This is a genomic window from Novosphingopyxis sp. YJ-S2-01 (assembly GCF_016093175.1).
GTDB classification, from domain to species: Bacteria; Pseudomonadota; Alphaproteobacteria; order Sphingomonadales; family Sphingomonadaceae; genus Novosphingopyxis; species Novosphingopyxis iocasae.
On record NZ_JAEDAI010000001.1, the window covers coordinates 2,200,783 to 2,219,851 of the forward strand.

The window sequence follows — 19,069 nt, forward strand, 5'->3', positions numbered from 1 at the left end:
GCCTCAGCTTTCGTCTATCGTCACCGTGCGTGAGTCGTCGAACGGCCGCGCAAGTCCGGCCGCCACATCGTAGTCACCGGTCAGCCACCTCTCGTGGCTGTCCGCCTCAAGAATCACCGGTATTGCTCTGGGATGGATCGCGCCAATGGTGTCGTTCACTTCAGTGGTGAGGAACGCCATCCGCGGCCGTTCGCTTGTGTTTCGCGACAGACCTGCGAACGCCGAGACTCCCGTGTCGGTTCGCTCGAACCAGACCTTGCGCTTCGATCCTTTCGGTCCGGTCCACTCGCAGAACTGCGTCCAAGCGACGAGGCAGCGCTGCTGTGGGTTCGTCAGCATCGGTCGCCAAAACGGACTGGAGAGATTGCGGACGTTGGTGACCGATCCGCTTGCGCTCACCGGCGGCGGCACGCCCCATTCGATCTCGTCCAGCGTCAGCATTCCCTTGATCAGTCGCAGGACTGGCGCCTTCTGGCTCGGGTAGATCTCGTCGCGCGGTCCGAGATTGGATCGATCCCCGTCGAACGCGCCGAACGCCTGGCGGAGTTCATCAACGCTGGCCTGCATGCGGTAGAGGTTGCACATGCATGCCGTATGGCTCTGATCGCCGAAGGCGCCAAGGCTTCGGTCACGACGATAGCCGAACGGGCTCGTTCCCCGTGCGACAGTACGGAATACAAGACCCATGAGCTGGCTCACGCTTCTGGCGTCCGTCGCGGTCGTGCCTGCCGGCACGAATTTCGAGTGCACGCCCACCCACGTGTGGGATGGCGACGGTCCAGTCTGGTGTGAAGAGGGACCGCGTCTCCGCCTGAGCGGGATCGCCACGCGAGAGAGCGACGGCACCTGCCGCTCCAATCAGCCCTGCCCCGATGCGTCCGCCGAAGACGCGAAACGTGCCTTGGTCGCTCTCCTCGGTCGTCCGGTCGGTACTAGTCGGCACGGGCACACGCTCATCGAGGGCCCGGCAATGCGCTGCCTCTCAGTCGGCGGCGGCGGTGGCAATCGGACTGCGGCAGGGTGCGTGTCGCCTCTCGGTGGCGACATTGGCTGTGCGATGGTCGCCAGCGGCAAGGCTCTACGCTGGGATCGCTATTGGCTAAATCACAGCTGCGGAACGCGCGGTGGCTAAGCGGCTTAGGTCTCTCGGTGCCTGGAGCCTCTCGGTCGGATTTTACATCCTGCTGATCGGTGGGACGGCCTACGGTTACCTCGCCTCCTGAATCGCTAATGCGCGGTAAATAGCTGGAAGTGCGCGGAACGGTGTCGGGCCTTCCGCAACCGTCAGCCGCACCGGACATCTTGTAAGTCACCGAATGTTCTCATAATGTTCCGGTATGCCCGATGATTCGACGCAGCCGTCCGGCAACCCCGATCAGCTTCGGATCGACATGATCCGCGAAGGCCGCACCGCTTATGATCGCTGCCAGATTCCGGAGCGTGACCGCGATAGCTTTGCCCGCTTGATCGAATTGCGCGATGCGACCCGGAGCCTTCTGACGCTGCTCGAACGCGAGCTACCCGGCGAAGAGAACACCCTGCGCCAGCAACGCGCGTTCGCTTTCGACTGAGCGCAGTCCCCGTGCCCGCCATTCGCCTAACCCAGTTGGACTGGACCGCAGTCCCACGCGAGATTCCGCTATTGCTGGTCAGCACTCCGGCCGGTTTCCCATCGCCCGTGCAGGACGACGTGGAAGAGCCAATCGATCTGGGTGCCTGGCTCATGGAGAAGCCGGCCGCCTCCTATGTCATGCGGGTCGATGGTCATTCGTTAGAAGGCGCTGGTATCGCCGACGGTGACCTGATCGTTGTCAGCCGCGCGGAGCGGCCGGTCCCGGGCCGGATCGTGGTTGCGCTGGTCCATGGCGAACGCACGCTGAAGCGGTTGCGGAAGATGGATGACCGGCTCTGGCTGGTGCCCGAGGCCGAAGGCTATCCGCACACATTGGTGGACGAGTATGTCGAGATCTGGGGTGTGGTCGTCGGCCTCGCCCGCCGCTACCCATGACCGGCGCCATCGCGCTTCAGGACGCGAACAACTTCTACGTCAGCTGCGAGCGCGCATTCGATCCTTCGCTGCGCGGCGTCCCCGCGATCGTGCTGTCGAACAACGACGGCTGCGCCATCGCCCGGTCCGCCGAAGCCAAGGCGCTCGGCATCCGCATGGGCGACCCGATCCATCTGATCCGCAATAAGGTGAAGGCGCACGGCATTGCGGTGCGCTCGTCCAATTACTCGCTTTACGGCGACATGCAACGGCGCATCCTCGCCGCGATCGAGCCGTTCGCGCGCGACGTGGAAATCTACTCGATCGATGAGAACTTCCTCAACCTTGCCGGATTCGCGGATCGCGATCTAGTGGGCCACTGCCAGGCGCTGCGTGAGCGGGTCGAGCAGTGGACGACGATCCCGACCTGTGTCGGTATCGGTTCTACCAAGACTCTGGCGGAGCTGGGCAACGCCGTGGCGAAGAAAAACCCTATTTCGGCGGGGTCGCCGACATGCGCGATCCTGCCATCGCACGCTGGGTCTTGGACCGGTTCCCGGTTGCGGATGTCTGGGGTGTCGGTCGCGCTACTACAGGCAAGCTGGCCGCGCTCGGGATCCATTAAGCCGGCCAGCTTCGCGACATGAAACTTCGGCAGGCTCGCGGGCTCGGCACAGCGGTGCTGGGGCGACTCGTGGCTGAACTTAACGGCGTCCCTGCGCAAGTGGTGGAAGTGCTCGAACCGCAGCGCAAGGGCATGGCGGTGACCCGCTCGTTCGGCACGCCAATCACCACGCTTGAGGTGTTGATGGGCGCGATTGCGCAATACGCCATGCGAGCGGGAGAGAAGCTGCGCCAGCATGGCTTGGTGGCCGGACGGCTGACCGTGTTCTTCCACACCAACCGCCATCGTCCAGACCTCCCGCAATACAGCGCCAGCCGCACGCTTACCCTACATCCGATGAGCGATGACGGGTTCCTGCTGATCGCGGCAGCACGCCGCGGTGCGGAGGCCGCATGGTGTGATGGGTTCGCCTACACGAAAGCCGGGATCGTGCTGGAACACCTTGAGCGCGCTGATCTTCGACCGCGCACGCTGTTCGAATGTGCCGACGGTATCGAGCGCGGCGAACGGCTTATGGGTGCGCTCGATGCCATCAACACACGCTATGGAAAGTTCACGGCTGTGCCCGGCGTTCAAGGATTCAGGCGCAGTTGGACGACGCGGGCCGATATGAAATCGCCGGCCTGGACGACGCGGATCGATGAGGTGCCGCGGGTGGCGGCGTGATAATCTTGAACGCCCGACTGGTCTCCTCGCGCAGCGATACCAACCGAGCGCAGGAAGACAAAACAGCTCGACTCAATCAGAATAGAGGCGAAATCAAAGGGCCCGACCCAGCAGATGCGACGGGTCCGCCCCTTCCAACATCATGCCAAGGTGCCAGGATGGTTTACATAGCCTGACGCCTCATACCGGCCACTACGCCCGCACCGATCGCCCCCTGAAACGGCTCGCCCGTAACAACGGGTGGCAGCTTCCTGACGAGATTAGGGGAGAAGATACCGATGTGTCCTCCCCTGTCCGCTGCACCGAAATCGGCGTTACCCGCAGCATCCACAACGAAATCCGGACCGTGGACCCCCTGAAAGAACCCGTCTATAAACATCTGGTCGAAATTCGCCTGATCATGCCGAGCCAGCAGCACGAAGATCCAGTAACGAGCAAGATCCTCGACGGCCTCGGCACGACGCTCGGCACCAACCCCTGTGTCGGCGAGGAAGTGCCCGGGCACCCTCTGGACCAGCTCGGCCAGGCGCATAGCGGCCACCCCTCGCATAGCGTCTGCCAGCTTCCCGCCATCACCCTTGGGGGCCACCGTCTCCGGTTTGGCAGGGGAGCCAAAGTCGTCCAGCGAACGGATGTCGAGCTCGCTCCAGCCCAGCCTCCTACCATACCAGCTGAGCCTCGAATGCGGGGGAAGCATGAGCGGATGGGACTGACCCAAGATCCGTGAACACCCTGGCACCGTCGCCGCCTTCCACTGACCATCCCCGATCTCCAGGCGACTCAGATCGACCGGTTCGATCGGGCCCTCCCGTCCCTGACGGGCGGAGATATCCGGCTGCAATCGGAAGCCCATGAAGCAGAACGGTGGCGGCTCCGTGGACGGGCGCCACATCGTAAAGGGCCTGTCGAACGTCGAGCGGGATAGACCTGTCGACCTCGCCAACCCCGGAGCGATACGCCGCACCTCCATGTTTTCCGACGGCCAGTTCGTCACGCCCGAAGGATCGAATGCTGGTGCTCCCTCACCCACGGGAGGGAGCACCTCGCCGCCCTCTTCTTTCCGCGATGCGCCATCCTCCAGACCACCACCGCTTCCGGCTACGGTGCCGGCATCAGCGAAGGAATGATCATCGTCCGAGGGCCCCGGCGAACCCTTCCCACCCGGATCATCATCATCTGCAACCAGAGCTTCCGGACCGAATAGGTCGTCCGGAATGTCGGGATCGTAATCCTCCGCGGAAGGCCCATTCAGGACCTCCGCCTGCGCATAGACGTCCCCGGTCGGATCAATCGCTACGTCAACCAGATCATCGACATCGGCATCGACCACGGGCTCCCGTGCCCGGGTAACGTCATCATCTCCTCCGTTATCGACCGCCCCATCCAAGGACACGTTCGCGACTAGCGTTACAGCATCCTCGTCAGCGACAAATCCATCGTGATCGGCAGGCCCGAAATCCCCGGTCACGATGCCGCGGCGAGCGCGGGGGCGAGCAGCGATGGCTTCCATGAAAGTGCCCACCGACGGAAACACGAGCCGCCCTGCGGCATCCATCCCGGCATCAATACTGATCGCCGTCATCAGATGATCGACCCGTATCCTCGCTTCGGACATGTCGTTCTCCTCGGCGCCCAGATCGTCCAAACCCGCCAGGTCGGCACGCGCCTCTTGCAAGGCGAAGCGCAACCTCTCGCGGTATTCATCGAAGGATTCCTCGACCGGTTTATGCGTCTCGGAGGGATCGTTTTCCTTCAGCGCATGGAGGAACTCCTCCTCCGTCCGACGCGCCGCGGCCATGATGTCCTCGCGCGAGACCATGCCATCCGACCACTCCACGATGACGTCCCGGATGCGGTTGAAGAGCGCTGTGTCGACCCGGGCCTGATCCGCCTTCACACCCGCCGCCTCCATCATGGAGAAGAACGGCAGCATGTATTTCGGCAGCAGATATCGCCACTGCTCTACCAGCGTGGAACGCCTGACATATTCTGTCAGAAGCAGTTCCTCCACCGCATCATGTTCCCGTGCCATGCGTTCTGCACCGGCGCGGGCGCGGCGGTTCACGATGATGGCACGCAGGATGCCCTCCTCATCGTCCAGCAGCTTGGCGAATGCTCCCGTCGGATAGAAGTATCGCGAAGGATCCGTGACATCGAGCCCCTTCCCCTCCCGGGTGAAAAGCAGTCTCGGATGACGGTCTTTCAGGTCCTTCATCGCCAGCTCGAGACGCTGGCCCACATGCTTCGCGGTGGACATGCGGGCCCTTTCCGGCAGCAGTTCATCGATGAGCATCATGGTCTGGATCGCATCCTCATCATCCAGCCCATAGGTATTCGCCAGGTCCTCGATCATGCGCTGTCGACGACGCTTCTCACGCCGCTTCTCCGTTGCCGGGACGAGCTCTTCCTCCTTCTCCGAAGACGCATTCAGGGCGTCCTCCGGAAAGGGTTCGAGCGACTCCAGAAGGTTCTCCGGATTGCTGTTCGACATCGAGTCCGAGGTGTCTTCCACACCCTCATCGGTTCCGGGAACTTCGTCAGAATTCTCTTCGATCATCATCAATCCCCGCATCAAACTCGGTCCCGTTCGAGGAGCCCCAGACCAAATCACAACACCCGATGCTCTCGCATAAGCACCCTGAATCGACACCAATTCGCGCAGATTTGGGTCCACCCGTGTTTAAAGATTAAAATCCAACGATTTAAAATTTCCCCCGATGCTCTCGCATATCATCGGCATCCACGGTTTTTCGCCATTCTATGCGTGTCCACAGACCCGATGCTCTCGCATAGGGCCCCGTTTTTATGCGTTTCTCCATATGCTCTCGCATAAAATTCTCCACCCGCCCAAAATCGGTATTTCGGCGTGTTCGTGTCCACTGACCCGATGCTCTCGCATACTTTCTGTCGACTCACGGGAAACCACGCCAAAGCGTGGCCTTCAGGGTGTATGCGAGAGCTTCCGGCTTCCCGATTCCGACCGTTTCAGGCGGAACAAATGCCCAAAATCACAAGGCACCCAGATGCTCTCGCATATGGAAATTGAACCGAGACCGGCGAACCCGGCACCGCGAACCTGATCCAGCTTAACAATCGCGGTGAATTTTCGAGGCGCAATACCTCAATAAGGGCCGCAAAATTGCAGCCCTGATTGAGGCGCAATACCACAAAGTCATATGCAGTGTTGGTTACCAACTACAGCAAACGACTTTGTCCCGCCTTTCCGCCCGTTCCGGGCTGCAAGGTGTAGTTCGCTCCGCTCACACGTCGCACGGGCGCTGCCCCGGGCTCCTCGCCGATCTTCCATCCGGTCGATCGGTTTCAATCCATTCTATGTGCGCAGCTCCGGCGCGCCATCCTGTGCGGACGAACCATCGTCCTGGGGCGGCGTCGGCGACGCCTTGGAAGAGTTGCGGACCCTTCGCTGACAGCTGCGGGCCGGGAGGAATTTTGGTTACTGAAAGGAGGCCTGCCGGGTGAACCGGCTAGGGGAAGGAAAAGAGCGTGAGCGCTCGGCTTCCGCCTCGCCGGTTCGGCAACCGAACCGAAAGGCAAAACCCCATGAACACAGAACATCTCAACCCTGACAGCGAGGCGCTCGCGGGCCGCCTCGCAACCGATGGCAATTATCGCGTCCTCCGCGCGGTCCCGAGGCCCTATTTCGATACGCCAATCGGCGCGCCGCCCGATGCGCGCTGCCTAGCACTGATCGACCTGGAAACCACAGGTCTCGATCCCGCCAGCGATCGCATCATGGAACTGGCGATTATGCTCGTCTGGGTGGACGAGAATGGCGAGGTCGTGAACCACGCCGCGCCGCGCGTCTGGCAGGAAGATCCAGGCGTCATGATCGACCCGCGCATTACCTGGCTCACGGGCCTTGCGAACCACCACCTGATCGGCAAGTCGATCCCCGACGATACGGTCCTGGCCATGCTGGATCGCGCGGACCTGCTCGTGGCGCACAATGCGTCGTTCGAAATTGCCTGGCTGGAGCAGCGGTATCCGCAGCTCGCAGGTGTCGCCTGGGGCTGCTCGATGAAAGATATCGACTGGCTACGCTCCGGGCTCGACGGGCGCGCGCAGCAATGGCTGCTGGCACAGGAGGGCTGGCACAGCACCGCCCATCGCGCAGGTGACGATGTCTGGAGCCTCTTCTTGCTCCTCCAACAGCGCCGCGGAGGCTGGGGCGCCGATCCCGAATGCACGCATTTCAAACGGCTGCTGGAAGGCGCCGACCGGACCAGCACGCTCGTGCGCGCGACCGGCTCGCCGATCGGGAAGAAGGATCTGCTGAAAGCGCGGCAATATCGCTGGAATGCGGGCGCGAGCGTCTGGGAGAAGGAGATCGAGCCCGAGCTGGTCGATCACGAGCGGGCGTGGTTCTATCGCAGCGGCCTTCCGGAGCCCACGCTCGGCACTATGACCGCGCACGAACGGCACCGCTGATCGCAGCTCACCAATTTACCCATCACAAGCTTCACGAAGGCCCGCCCGAACCGGCGGGCCTTCGTGCATCTGCACCAAAGGAAATGAAATGACCGATAACACCCTCAATGTCGCCGCCGACCTCGTCGCGCTGGAGCGCTCACTCGAGCGACAAGCACATGCCGCAATCGCCGCGCACGCGCGAGACGAGACAACTGGTCCGCGCGTCTTTCTCGTCTGCGATTTCGAGTACAAGTTTCGGCGCGACGCGCACGAGGCATGGACCTACGGCCGCGGACCCAAATACGACCAGCGCGGACGGCGCAAGGAAGAGAAGCTCCGCTGGCCCTTCCACATGATTGCCGCCGCCGCCTGGATGGTGGTCCGGTTCGACGGCCAGAGCGACCTTCCCGAAATCAGCGAACCGGTTGTTATGACGCTTGCGGATTACACGGAGACCGACATCCTGCGCGAATTCTTCAACGCGCTCGATGCGATCGGCCGTGATGCGCGGATGGTGACGTGGGGCGGAGAGGCACGCGACCTCGCCGTGCTGCGTTATCAGGCCTCCCGCCACGGCCTTAGCCTGCCAGTCCATCTGCTCGACACCTCGCCTTATGCCCGCGAGCGGATCGACCTGTGCCGCTCGACCGCAGTGCAGGCCGACGCGGTCCATCTCGACGAGTATGCCGCGGGTTGCGGGATCCCCTCCAAGCCCTCGCCGCCCGAGGCCATCGGAAAACTGGTCGAAGCCGACAAGTGGAACGACGTTAAGGATCAGGTCCTCGCCGACGTCCTCACCACCACGATCATCGGCATGCGCTGGCTGGCGGCAATGGGCGCTATCTGCTGCGACCGGGAGCGCAGCGCGACGGCTATCGCCGATGCGGCACTGGCGGTCTGTCCGGACAGCGCGTTCGTGATCCGCGACTTCAAGCCGTGGGCGCGTGACCGGCTGCGCGAAGCCGCCTTGCGGGGGAATGTCTACCGGATGGAGCAGGCGGCATGATCGTGGGCCGCCGCAGGTCGCATCCGCACGTTCTGGTGTCGGTCTGTATCGATCGCGGCGAAACGCCGGGCGCCGCGCTGCTCTTGGTAAGGACAGACCCGTCGAACGGCGCGCGGTTCGAACTCGACCGCCGTTCCTTCGGATCCGGCGAGACGCAAGCCGAGATCACCCAATCTATCGCCGAGCGGATCCCGCGCGATGCGACGGTGCTGTCTCATACCCGGCGCACGCTGGACCACGCGGAACGGCACAACGCCTTGCCCCACCATTTACTGTCGCCCTACCCGCCGGGCTTGGTCGCACGCTACCGTCCCGATCTGACAACGATCTGCCACCCGTGCGGACAACGCGAACTCGCTGAGGTAGCCGCCGCCTATGACATCGTCACCGAGAGCGGTCCCATGTGGACGGCGATGGAAGCCAGCGCAGCGCGCGATGCCCAGGCGCTGTGGCTTCTCTTCCTGTGGACCCATTGCGGGCCAAAGCAGCGCGATCGGCTCGCCTCGGCATGGGAAGCTTGGCGCCTGATCGAGCGAGCGCGCAACGCACCGATCTGAAAGCCAAGCAGCATCGCTTCGTCGCGGCGGTTCAGCGTCGATTGGATCGGCAGCCGTGATGACGACGATGATGATGGAATGAAGAGGGAGGAAAAGATGACCTGATCCAGCAGGATGGCGGGAGCCGACACGGCCCGTCATCCGCAATCTATCGTGCCCATCCGCGCCCGCCATCCGGCGAGCGATCATCAGCCGCTCGTCCAACCGGGACAGCGGCTTTTTTCGTATCAGAAGGACTTATCGAAAATGCCGAAAAAGAAGACCACCACCAGCCAGGCGCTCGTGCCGGTCGGCGAAACCAGAACCTACCAGATCGCGGGCACGCAGATCGAAGCAACGCAGGTGTTCCACGTCCCCGCACGCCATCCTTCGGGCGACGGACCATGGCAGGAGGAGCCCGACAAGCTCGCCTGGGTGGACGCCTCCACCGGTCTGCGCTGCAACATCCTACGGCAGCAGGACGGGGCTCTCGGGGGCTATGTCGGGGTGAACGGGGATCATCCCCTGTCCGGCTTCCAGGTCGACGCCGTGCCGGGTGCGCTTGGCATCAGCCCGCACGGCGGCCTCGACTACGCGGCGCCCTGCGAGGGCGGGCCTGCGGAGATCACCATTTGCCATCCGATCGCGGCTGCTCGGAAACGCCCCGGCCGGAGCGAAGATGGTGATGACGGTCGCAGCAGTCACCAACCGCTTTGGTGGTTCGGGTTTCAGTGCGACCGGAACCACGACCTGGTCCCCGGTCGTCGAGTCAATCCGAACGACCTTGGTGCCGAGAGCGGACGCGTCTACCGTGACCTCGCCTAGGTCTACGAACAGACCTGCAGGCTCGCCCGGCAGCTCAGGGCGACCGTAGATGACAAAGGCCACAGCGACATCCAGCTCGATCCGGCATCACCGCCGCCGGTCGGTCTCGATCCGGAGCGCCGCCGGTGAGCGCGCGCGACTGGGACGAGATCCCCTACTCCGACCGGTTCAATCCCAACCTGTCCTGGGGCTACTGGCTCGTCGCCCAGGGCGAACTCGACGGTTTGCCGCCGCTGACCGACCACACGGGCCAGCGGTGGCCCAGCGTCCGCGAATACTTCTGGGTCTCGCGGCTTGGAATGGCACGGATCCCGCGCGACGATACCCGCAACGAGGAACTCGAGTTTATGCTCGCCACGCTGGTCTCGCTCGATCGCCGCGTGATCCACACCGAGGAACGCGCGCTCGACCTGTTTGGCAGTTGGGACCTGAGCCGGCACTACCTCACCTGGCTCGCCGGCCTGAAGCAGCTGATGCCGCAAACGGTAGCCAAGCCGAACGCCGAGCTGTCCCCCCGAAGGCCACGCGGTGCTGCTGATGCTCGCATCCACCCGGAGCCCCGACGCGGCGCCGCTCGCGATCGGGCTGCCCACGCTCAAATCGTTCCACGGTCTAGCGAGCACGCCGGACCAGGGTGAACGGGATCGCCTAATCGCGGCGCACGAGCGTGCGACCCTGCACCTGCAATACCGGTTCGGTCGCAAGGACATCGCAGGGCAGTCTGCGATCGTGCTGGCAGGGACGGGTCTTGGACCGAACATCCCGCTCACACGCGTTCTGTGGTCGATCACGTTCTCGGACGACTACGCGCGCGACAGGATGCTGTTCTGGCTTCACGAGCGGATCGACCGCTGGCCGGACTGGGGCGAGCTTGCTTACCGGCAAGGCGCCCGCGCGTTGAGCGAGCGGCTGATGCAGCTCGCGTTCGCCGATCGGGAGACCGGCAGCGATTGACACGATACTTGAGGCGGCCTGCTACGGTGGCCCGCCCGCCCACTTTTTTTTACATCCGCATTCGCCGAACCATGTTCTGTGAGTTCGCCGGTCGGCCTGCAGACTAAACTTACCCGGCGCTGCATCAGGTGCGGCACTCGTCCGTCGGCGCCCAACGATCAGCGCCGTGCCTCGCCGCAATACCGAAGTGTTAGGTGCCGGAATACGTTCGGACGCGGTGTTTGCCTACCGAACACCGAGCGCCCCCATGATTGACCCGCTGGCGTTGGGACTGGACGTGGCCGGAGCCCCGGCGTTATCGGCAAAACAAGCACCTTACCTCAAGCCACCGGTAAGCAGAGCAATGGCGCGCGCCTTGTCATGGGCCTACGAACACGGTGAGCCGAGCAATCGCAGAAAGAAGATTTATGGCCGTCAAAAAGTCCGACCTTTATTCATCGCTCTGGGCGTCCTGTAACGAGCTGCGTGGCGGCATGGATTCGACCCAATACAAGGACTACGTCCTGTTCATGCTGTTCATTAAATACGTGTCGGACAAGTATGCGAACAGCGACGACATGGAGCCTCCGATCGTCATCCCCGAAGGCGCATCCTTCGATGACATGGTGGCGCTTACCGGCAACCCGGAGATCGGCGATCTGATCAACACCCAGGTCATCCAGCCGCTAGTCGATGCCAACGAACGGCTCGCTCGTACCGACTTTCCGGACTTCAACGATCCGAACAAGCTCGGGGATGGTAGTGAGAAAGAGAAGCGAATCAGTAACCTGATTGCTATCTTCAACAGTCCCGATCTCGATTTCGCGCAGAACCGTGCCGATCATGACGACATCCTGGGAGATGCCTACGAATACCTGATGCGGCACTTCGCGACGGAAAGCGGCAAAAGCAAAGGCCAGTTCTACACGCCATCCGAAGTCAGCCGCATTATCGCAAAAGTTATTGGTATCTCCCCCCGAAATTCCGTCGCCGGAACCACCGCATATGACCCCACATGCGGCTCCGGCTCGTTGTTGCTTAAGGTTGCAGCCGAAGCGGGCAAACGGATCACTTTGGAAGGCCAGGAGAAGGATGTCACCACCGCCGGTCTTGCCCGCATGAATATGATCCTGCACGACTTCCCAACCGCCAATATCTTGCCCGGCAACACGCTGACAGCGCCCAAGTTCTTGGAAAATGAGCGCTTGCGCACTTACGATTACGTCGTCGCAAACCCACCCTTCTCCGACAAGTCATGGAGCAATGGCTTCTCCTACGACGAGGAGGGAGCGGTCGCGGACATTCATAACCGCTTCGCTTGGGGAGCGCCGCCGAAAAAGCAGGGGGACTACGCCTATCTGCTCCACATCATCCGATCGATGAACAGCACAGGCAAGGCGGTTTGCGTCCTCCCTCACGGCGTTTTATTCCGCGGCAATGCTGAGGCGACGTTGCGCGAGGCGCTTGTGCGATCCGGCTACCTCAAGGGGATCATTGGCCTGCCTGCCAACCTCTTTTATGGGACCGGCATCCCGGCCTGCCTCGTCGTTCTTGACAAGGAGAATGCCACTGCCCGCCGCGGGATCTTCATGATCGACGCCGCGAAAGGGTTCCGAAAGGACGGCGCCAAAAACCGCCTGCGCGAGCAGGACATTCACCGGATCGTCGACACTTTCCGCAAGGGTGCGGATTTGCAGAGATACGCCCGCATGGTCCCGTTTGACGAAATCATGGACGAGCGAAACGCGTTCAACCTGAACCTCGCGCGCTACATCGACACGTCTGAGCCGGAAGACATCCACGATATCGACGCGCATCTCAACGGCGGCATCCCTGTAAGAGACGTCGATGCGCTTCAGCCTTGGTGGGAGGTCATGCCCAGGCTTCGCGGCGAGCTATTCGGAGATTTGCGGCCCGGCTTTCTCGGTATGACGCTCCCCGCTGAACAAGTGAAGGATGCGATCAGCGCCGACACGGAATTCAAGCGTTTCGCGACCTCGGCCGGAGAAGTTTTTACTGCCTGGCGCGAAAGGACGGATGCGACGTGCCGCCGCTTTGCAGCCGGCGATAATCCGAAAGAGCTGATCGAAACAATCTCCGAGGATCTGCTGGACGCCTTCCGGGCTGTCCCGATGCTCAATCACTATGACGTGTATCAGCACCTGATGGATTACTGGGCCGAGACCCTGCAGGATGACGCTTATCTGATCGCGGCTGTCGGCTGGGTGGATGGAGTGCAGCCGCGCGAAATCGTCAAGCGCAAGGGCAAGAGCGGGAAGATGGAATGGCCCGAGCCGGGTGACTACATGCTGGGCAAACGCCGCTTCACGTCCGACCTGGTTCCGGCGCGGCTCATGGTGGATCGCTATTTCGAAGCCGAACAGGCGGCGATCGACGAGCTCGACGGTCGCATCGCCGAACTGGAACAGGATCTTGCCGACCAGATCGAGGAAGGTTCGGGCGAGGACGGACTGCTGTCCGAGGTGATCGAGGGCGAAGGCGACAAGCAGAAGATCGTGGCGAAGGCGCTCAAGGACAGGCTGAAGGAGATCGGCGAAGACCTCGATTTCGCAGATGAGCGAGCCGCGCTGGAAGCCTACAAGAAGGTGATCGATGCGCTCGCCAAGACAAAGAAGCAGCGCAAAGCGGCCCAAGACAAACTCTGGCAACTTGTTCATAAGAGATACGCTGCACTCAGCGAGGATGACGTGAAGACACTCGTAGTCGCTGACAAATGGCTCGCGGTCGTCGAGGAGAGGGTTGCCGGGGAGGTGCAGCAGGTGGCTCAAAAGCTTGCTGCTAGGGTCTGCACCCTTGCCGAGCGTTACGCTTCGCCCTTGCCTCAGTTGGAGCGGGAGGTTGATACGCTTTCATCGCGTGTTGCCGGTCATCTCAAGGCCATGGGTGCGACATGGAAATAAGGCGCGGATACAAGCAGACCGAGATCGGAGTTCTCCCAGCGGATTGGCCTGTTGAACCCCTTGAACGGTTTCTTAAACAGAGAGCGACTTACGGGGTTGTCAAAGCGGGCAAGTTCCAATCTGTTGGGATACCTATGCTAAGGGGTGGAGACATTGCTGAAGGACGCATTGGCTCTGACCAGCCTCTGATCTCAGTTGAGAAAAGCTCCGAATATGCGCGAACCGTCCTTGGGGAAAATGATGTCGTCATCGCCCTGGTTGGATACCCGGGCGAAGCAGCAGTCGTCCCGGCAAGATTGATAGGCGCAAATATATCCAGAGCTGTTGGGCTTTTGCGAACAAAGGCCGAGCTCAATCCAAACTTCCTGGTTGCACTCCTAAACTCGCCTTCTGGTCGGGCCGAGTTTCTGCGGCCTAGTGCCGGATCTGCACAGATCGTTGTGAATCTTAGTGCTCTTAACAAAATGCGCCTTCCCGTCCCGTCACTCCCCGAACAGCGCGCCATAGCGGTGGCGCTGGCGGATGTGGATGCGACGATTTCGGCTATGATCAAGCTGCTCGCCAAAAAGCGCGACCTGCGCACCGCCACCATGCAGCGCTTGCTAACCGGAAAAGAGCGCCTGCCCGGCTTCTCAAAGCCATGGCAAGTAAAAAAATTGGGCGACCATGTGTCCTTCCTGAAGAACGGCACCCATTCTCGCGCACAACTCACAATCGAGGATCCCATCCGCTATCTTCATTACGGAGATATTCACGTATTTCCTGACACCCATCTGGACCTTGATTGTAACGATTTTCCTCGGCTGCCAGAGGGAGAAGCGCGTCGGCTCTCGCGCTTGGAAGACGGCGATCTTGTTTTCGTCGATGCCTCCGAAGATCTTAATGGGATCGGGAAGTCGGTCGAAGTGCGAGGCCTTGATGAAATCGATCTTGTCGCCGGTCAGCACACAATCGCCGTGAGGTTCGATAAAGCTGTTCTTGCTGACGGCTTTAAGGCCTACTTGCAGCATATTCCTGACTTCACACGCCATCTCCGTCGCCTGGCAGCGGGCACGAAGGTTTATGCGACTAACCGCAAGCACATCGCATCTGCAGAAATCCTGCTGCCGGAACCCGAGGAGCAGAGAGCGATTGCCGAAGTCATAGGCGATATGTCTATCGAGATCGCCACGCTTCAACGTCGCTTGTCCAAAACCACCGCGCTGAAGCAGGCAATGATGCAGGCGCTATTGACGGGTCGCGTGCGCCTTCCCGTTGAGACAGAAGAGGACGCCAGCAAAGAATTGGCTCATGCTTGACCGCCCCCGGAGCGAACGGGTGACACAGGATCGCCTAGTGCACTTTATCACCGCGCCCGCAGCGAACGACGGTCTCGGTTATAAATATCTCGGCGACTGGTCCAAGCGCGACAAAAATCGCTGCGTCGAACCCGAGCTTCTGCGCTCGAACCTATCCGAGCGGGGTTACACGCCGGACGAGATCAACGCGGCACTGACCAAGCTGATGCAGGCGATCGAGGTCACCGGCACCACGCTCTACCAGGCCAACATGCGCACCTACACGCTGCTGCGTTACGGAGTGGACGTCCAAACCTCTGCCAGCGAGCCCTTCAAGACAATCCATCTGGTCGACTGGGACAACCCGGAAAACAACGACTTCGCATTGGCAGAAGAGGTGACCATCAAGGGCGGCCACGAACGGCGGCCCGATCTCGTGGTCTATCTCAATGGCCTTGCTGTCGCGGTGATCGAACTCAAGCGCTCCTCGGTCGAGATCGGTGACGGAATCAGACAACTGATCTCGAACCAGGAAGAGATCTTCAACGCCCCTTTCTTCGCTGCCGCGCAATTGCTGCTAGCTGGCAATGACACGCAGGGACTGCGCTATGGGACGATGGGAACGCCAGAAACCTACTTCGTGGAATGGCGCGACGAGGACTCGCCAACCGACGATCTCGCTCCCGGTGCTTTGCTCGATCGACCGATCGGTCAGATGCTGCGCAAGGACCGCCTACTCGATCTCATCCGACACTTCGTCATTTTCGACGCCGGCCAGAAGAAGGTGCCACGGCAGCATCAGTTCACCGGTGTGAAGCTGGCCCAGGAACGGTTGGCAAGACGCGAAGGCGGGGTGATCTGGCACTCGCAGGGTTCGGGCAAGAGTATCCTGATGGTCCTGCTGGCCAAGTGGATACTGGAACACGACCCCGAGGCGCGCGTCCTTATTGTCACCGACCGGGACGAACTCGATAAGCAAATCGAGGGCGTGATGCGAAACGCCGGTGTCACCGCAGCTGACGCACCCTCGCCGCGGGTGACGAAGCGGGACCAGTTCGTGAGTTGGCTGGCCTCCCCCTCGCCCCGCTTGATCTGCGCACTGATTCATAAATTCGACACGACCGACCTATCGGGTCCGCCGCCAAAGGTGCACGGCCGGTTCTACGTCTTCGTGGACGAATGTCACCGCACGCAGGGCGGCGACATGAACAAGCAGATGAAGCGTTGGTTGGAGGGTGCGATCTTCGTAGGCTTTACCGGCACGCCGCTCCTGAAGAAAGACCGGCAGACCACGCGAGACGTTTTCGGGACCTACATCCATACCTACAAGTTTCAGGAAGCCGTGCGGGACAAGGTGGTCCTCGACCTGAAATACGAAGCCCGCGACGTGCCGCAGAAAATGACGGACCCAGCTGCCATCGACGCTTGGTTCGAGAAGCAGACTAAGGGCCTGAACAAATATCAGAAGGCAGTTCTTCGCAAGCGGTGGGCGAGGATGGAAGAGCTGCTCAGTTCGACAGGTCGCAAACAGCGTATCGTTGCTGAGATCGTCAAGGACTTCGATCTCAAGCCTCGCCTGTCAGATGATCGCGGCACAGCGATCCTAGTCGCCGATTCCATTCGCGACGCATGCGAATACTTCCGGCTCTTTCAGGGCACCCGTCTGGCTGGCCAAGTGGGGATTGTCACCTCATTCGAGCCGAACCACAACGCGGTCTCCCGTGAACCTGCCAAGAGCGATGAACGCTACAAATTCGACACTTACACGAATTTTGTGCTCGCGAGCGGTCAGAGCACCGGAGCCTATGAAACGGAGATCAAGCGTCGGTTCATCGAAGAACCTGCGAACATGAAGCTGATCATCGTCGTCTCAAAGCTGCTCACCGGCTTCGATGCCCCAAGTTGCACCTACATCTATCTCGACGACACACTGCGCGATCACAATCTTTTTCAGGCGATCTGCCGCACCAACCGACTCGATGGCGACGACAAGGAATATGGCTACATTGTCGACTTCAAGGAGCTGTTCGGGAAGGTCCAAGAGGCAATTGCAATCTACAGCTCCGACGAGCTCGATGTCGACCAAGGGGACGGCGGCAACAATAACGTCACGATCAAGGAATGGCTCGAAGAAGGTAAGGCGCGACTGGATGCTATCCGCGAGGAACTGCACTATTTATGCGAACCCGTTCCGCCGCCTCGCGAGGTCGAGCAGTTCCTGCGATATTTCTGCGGCGATGCCGGTAGCCCCGAAGCGCTGCTGGAGACGGAACCGTTGCGGATCGCCTTCTACAAGTCGGTTGCCTCGTTCGTGCGAGCGTATGGTGCGCTGGCCGCCAACCTAGAAGAGGCGGGATACTCAGCGACAGAGCAGGCCGAGATCGTTGGAGAAGTCGAGGCGTATGCGGACTTGCGCGCAGCGGTCAAGCGACACTCGGGAGAGGAGCTCGACATCAAGCCCTACGAGGCGGACATGCGGCATCTCCTGAACACTTACATTGAGGCAGAGGCGGCCAACACTCTTGGAACGCTCTCCAAGGTATCGCTCACCAAAGCGATCATCGAAACCGGAATCCACGATGCCATTGCCAAACAGCTCAACGAGAAAGGCAAGCTTTCGAAGAACGCGATCGCCGAGGGGATCATCAATAATATCCGCAAGACGATCATCCGCGAGCAACTAACCGACCCGCGCTTCTATGAGGAGATGTCCAAACTGCTCGAGGACCTAATCAAGCATGCTCGCGAGAGTGCGGAGGCCTACGAAGAGTTTCTTCGCGAAGCCGAGGAACTGGTTCGGAAGCTAGCGGAAAAGGAAGCCGATCCGGGGCTACCGGCGGTGCTTCAAGGCAACCGTGAAGCCGCTGTGATCTACAGCAACTTGACAGCGCTCCCGGCAACGACATTCGTTTGTCCGCCAGATGATGATGAAAGAGCAAATCTAGCACTCGAAGTGGACATCGCTGTCCGCGAGCGCGCGCCCGCAGGATGGAAAGGCGATCCCATCCGAGAAAAGGAAGTTAAAAACACACTGTTCCCCCTCTTCGACCGCGACCGTGATGCTACCATGGCGATCTTCAAAATCATCAAGAGCCAACCGGGGTATTGATGGTCGAGACAATCGAAATCGCTGACTTGTCGATCGCAGTGACCCGAAAGGCAGTGAAGAATGTCCACCTTTCAGTTCATCCTCCGGAAGGTCGCGTCACACTCGTTGCACCGACTGACACACGGATCGAAGTGGCTCGCGCCTACGCCATTACACGCCTTGGCTGGATACGAAAGCAGCAGGAGCGATTCCGGGGCCAAGTTCGCGAGTCACCGCGGCGGTTCGTGACACGCGAAAGCCATTATCTTTGGGGAAGGCGTCACCTCCTAAAGATCGAAGAGCGCGAAGGTCGACAAGGTGTGACCGTTGACCATCGAACCATCCATCTTTGTGTCAGGCCTGGGTCAGACGCATCAAGGCGGGCCGAGATCATTCATCGGTGGCACCTCGGTCTTTTGCACCAAGCCCTCCCGCCCATAATCAAAAAATGGGAGCCTCGTTTAGGAGTGACCGTTGAACGCTATTTCCTACAACGAATGAAAACGAAGTGGGGCAGTTGTAACGCTGCGCAGCGCACGATCAGGTTGAACACCGAACTCGTGAAGAAGCCCCGCGACCTACTCGAATACGTGGTGGTTCACGAAATGATTCATATTCTCGAACCAACCCATAGCCCGAAATTCTTCGAGATTCTCACAAAGAACTACCCGAACTGGGCCGAAGCTCGCTTAGAACTGAACGAGCTTCCAGTCCCTGCGATTTAGAAATAGATTTTTGGGCCGAGTTTAAATGCGATCTGCCCGATGGTCGCGA

17 protein-coding genes are annotated in these 19,069 nt (G+C 60.7%); 15 read left to right on the forward strand and 2 right to left on the reverse strand.

Annotated features, from left to right (window positions below):
• Positions 1–3: 3 nt before the first annotated feature.
• On the reverse strand, positions 4–699 hold the full coding sequence (locus tag I6A82_RS10765) for an SOS response-associated peptidase (RefSeq protein WP_198094866.1): 696 nt from the start codon (positions 697–699) through the stop codon (positions 4–6).
• On the opposite strand from I6A82_RS10765, the gene I6A82_RS10770 reads away from it, so the two are divergent.
• From I6A82_RS10770 to I6A82_RS10790, 5 genes are all read left to right on the forward strand, one after another.
• Positions 686–1,132 (forward strand): thermonuclease family protein, encoded by a 447-nt coding sequence (locus I6A82_RS10770; protein ID WP_198094867.1) that lies wholly within the window; start codon positions 686–688, stop codon positions 1,130–1,132. The two genes, I6A82_RS10765 and I6A82_RS10770, sit on opposite strands and share 14 nt — an antisense overlap.
• Before the next feature lie 205 nt (positions 1,133–1,337).
• Complete coding sequence (locus I6A82_RS10775) at positions 1,338–1,571, forward strand: hypothetical protein (RefSeq protein ID WP_198094868.1); 234 nt, start codon at positions 1,338–1,340, stop codon at positions 1,569–1,571.
• An 11-nt stretch (positions 1,572–1,582) separates the two neighbouring features.
• Positions 1,583–2,008, forward strand: coding sequence for a LexA family protein (locus I6A82_RS10780; RefSeq protein WP_198094869.1), 426 nt, complete (start codon positions 1,583–1,585; stop codon positions 2,006–2,008).
• On the forward strand, positions 2,005–2,634 hold the full coding sequence (locus tag I6A82_RS10785; RefSeq protein ID WP_198094870.1) for a Y-family DNA polymerase: 630 nt from the start codon (positions 2,005–2,007) through the stop codon (positions 2,632–2,634). Before I6A82_RS10780 ends, I6A82_RS10785 begins: the two co-directional genes overlap by 4 nt.
• Positions 2,631–3,278, forward strand: a complete 648-nt coding sequence (locus tag I6A82_RS10790; protein WP_198094871.1) for a DinB/UmuC family translesion DNA polymerase — start codon at positions 2,631–2,633, stop codon at positions 3,276–3,278. The genes I6A82_RS10785 and I6A82_RS10790 overlap by 4 nt, the downstream gene beginning before the upstream one ends.
• A 163-nt stretch (positions 3,279–3,441) precedes the next feature.
• Here the strand turns inward: I6A82_RS10790 and I6A82_RS10795 are convergent, their stop codons facing one another.
• Complete coding sequence (locus I6A82_RS10795; protein WP_198094872.1) at positions 3,442–5,838, reverse strand: hypothetical protein; 2,397 nt, start codon at positions 5,836–5,838, stop codon at positions 3,442–3,444.
• Positions 5,839–6,839: 1,001 nt separating this feature from the next.
• Between I6A82_RS10795 and I6A82_RS10800 the strand changes: the two genes are divergently transcribed.
• The 10 genes from I6A82_RS10800 to I6A82_RS10845 all read left to right on the forward strand — a co-directional run bounded on the left by I6A82_RS10800 (position 6,840) and on the right by I6A82_RS10845 (position 19,020).
• Positions 6,840–7,727 carry an exonuclease domain-containing protein gene (locus I6A82_RS10800; RefSeq protein ID WP_198094873.1) on the forward strand — a complete coding sequence of 296 codons (888 nt, stop codon included), beginning with the start codon at positions 6,840–6,842 and terminating at the stop codon, positions 7,725–7,727.
• 88 nt (positions 7,728–7,815) lie between these two features.
• On the forward strand, positions 7,816–8,715 hold the full coding sequence (locus I6A82_RS10805) for a hypothetical protein (RefSeq protein ID WP_198094874.1): 900 nt from the start codon (positions 7,816–7,818) through the stop codon (positions 8,713–8,715).
• Complete coding sequence (locus I6A82_RS10810; protein WP_198094875.1) at positions 8,712–9,272, forward strand: hypothetical protein; 561 nt, start codon at positions 8,712–8,714, stop codon at positions 9,270–9,272. Before I6A82_RS10805 ends, I6A82_RS10810 begins: the two co-directional genes overlap by 4 nt.
• Positions 9,273–9,518: 246 nt before the next feature.
• A complete protein-coding gene (locus I6A82_RS10815) occupies positions 9,519–10,076 on the forward strand; it encodes a hypothetical protein (protein WP_198094876.1) in 558 nt (185 codons plus the stop codon).
• Between the two features lie 125 nt (positions 10,077–10,201).
• Positions 10,202–10,714, forward strand: coding sequence for a hypothetical protein (locus I6A82_RS10820; protein ID WP_198094877.1), 513 nt, complete (start codon positions 10,202–10,204; stop codon positions 10,712–10,714).
• A gap of 91 nt (positions 10,715–10,805) precedes the next feature.
• On the forward strand, positions 10,806–11,030 hold the full coding sequence (locus I6A82_RS10825) for a hypothetical protein (RefSeq protein WP_198094878.1): 225 nt from the start codon (positions 10,806–10,808) through the stop codon (positions 11,028–11,030).
• Positions 11,031–11,437: 407 nt separating this feature from the next.
• Positions 11,438–13,930: a type I restriction-modification system subunit M gene (locus I6A82_RS10830; RefSeq protein WP_198094879.1), complete on the forward strand. Its 2,493-nt coding sequence runs from the start codon at positions 11,438–11,440 to the stop codon at positions 13,928–13,930.
• The gene (locus tag I6A82_RS10835) at positions 13,921–15,228 is read left to right on the forward strand and encodes a restriction endonuclease subunit S (protein WP_198094880.1); all 1,308 of its coding nucleotides are present in this window, start codon (positions 13,921–13,923) and stop codon (positions 15,226–15,228) included. The genes I6A82_RS10830 and I6A82_RS10835 overlap by 10 nt, the downstream gene beginning before the upstream one ends.
• The gene (locus I6A82_RS10840; protein ID WP_198094881.1) at positions 15,221–18,316 is read left to right on the forward strand and encodes a type I restriction endonuclease subunit R; all 3,096 of its coding nucleotides are present in this window, start codon (positions 15,221–15,223) and stop codon (positions 18,314–18,316) included. Before I6A82_RS10835 ends, I6A82_RS10840 begins: the two co-directional genes overlap by 8 nt.
• Complete coding sequence (locus tag I6A82_RS10845; protein WP_198094882.1) at positions 18,316–19,020, forward strand: M48 family metallopeptidase; 705 nt, start codon at positions 18,316–18,318, stop codon at positions 19,018–19,020. The genes I6A82_RS10840 and I6A82_RS10845 overlap by 1 nt, the downstream gene beginning before the upstream one ends.
• Positions 19,021–19,069 lie beyond the last annotated feature (49 nt).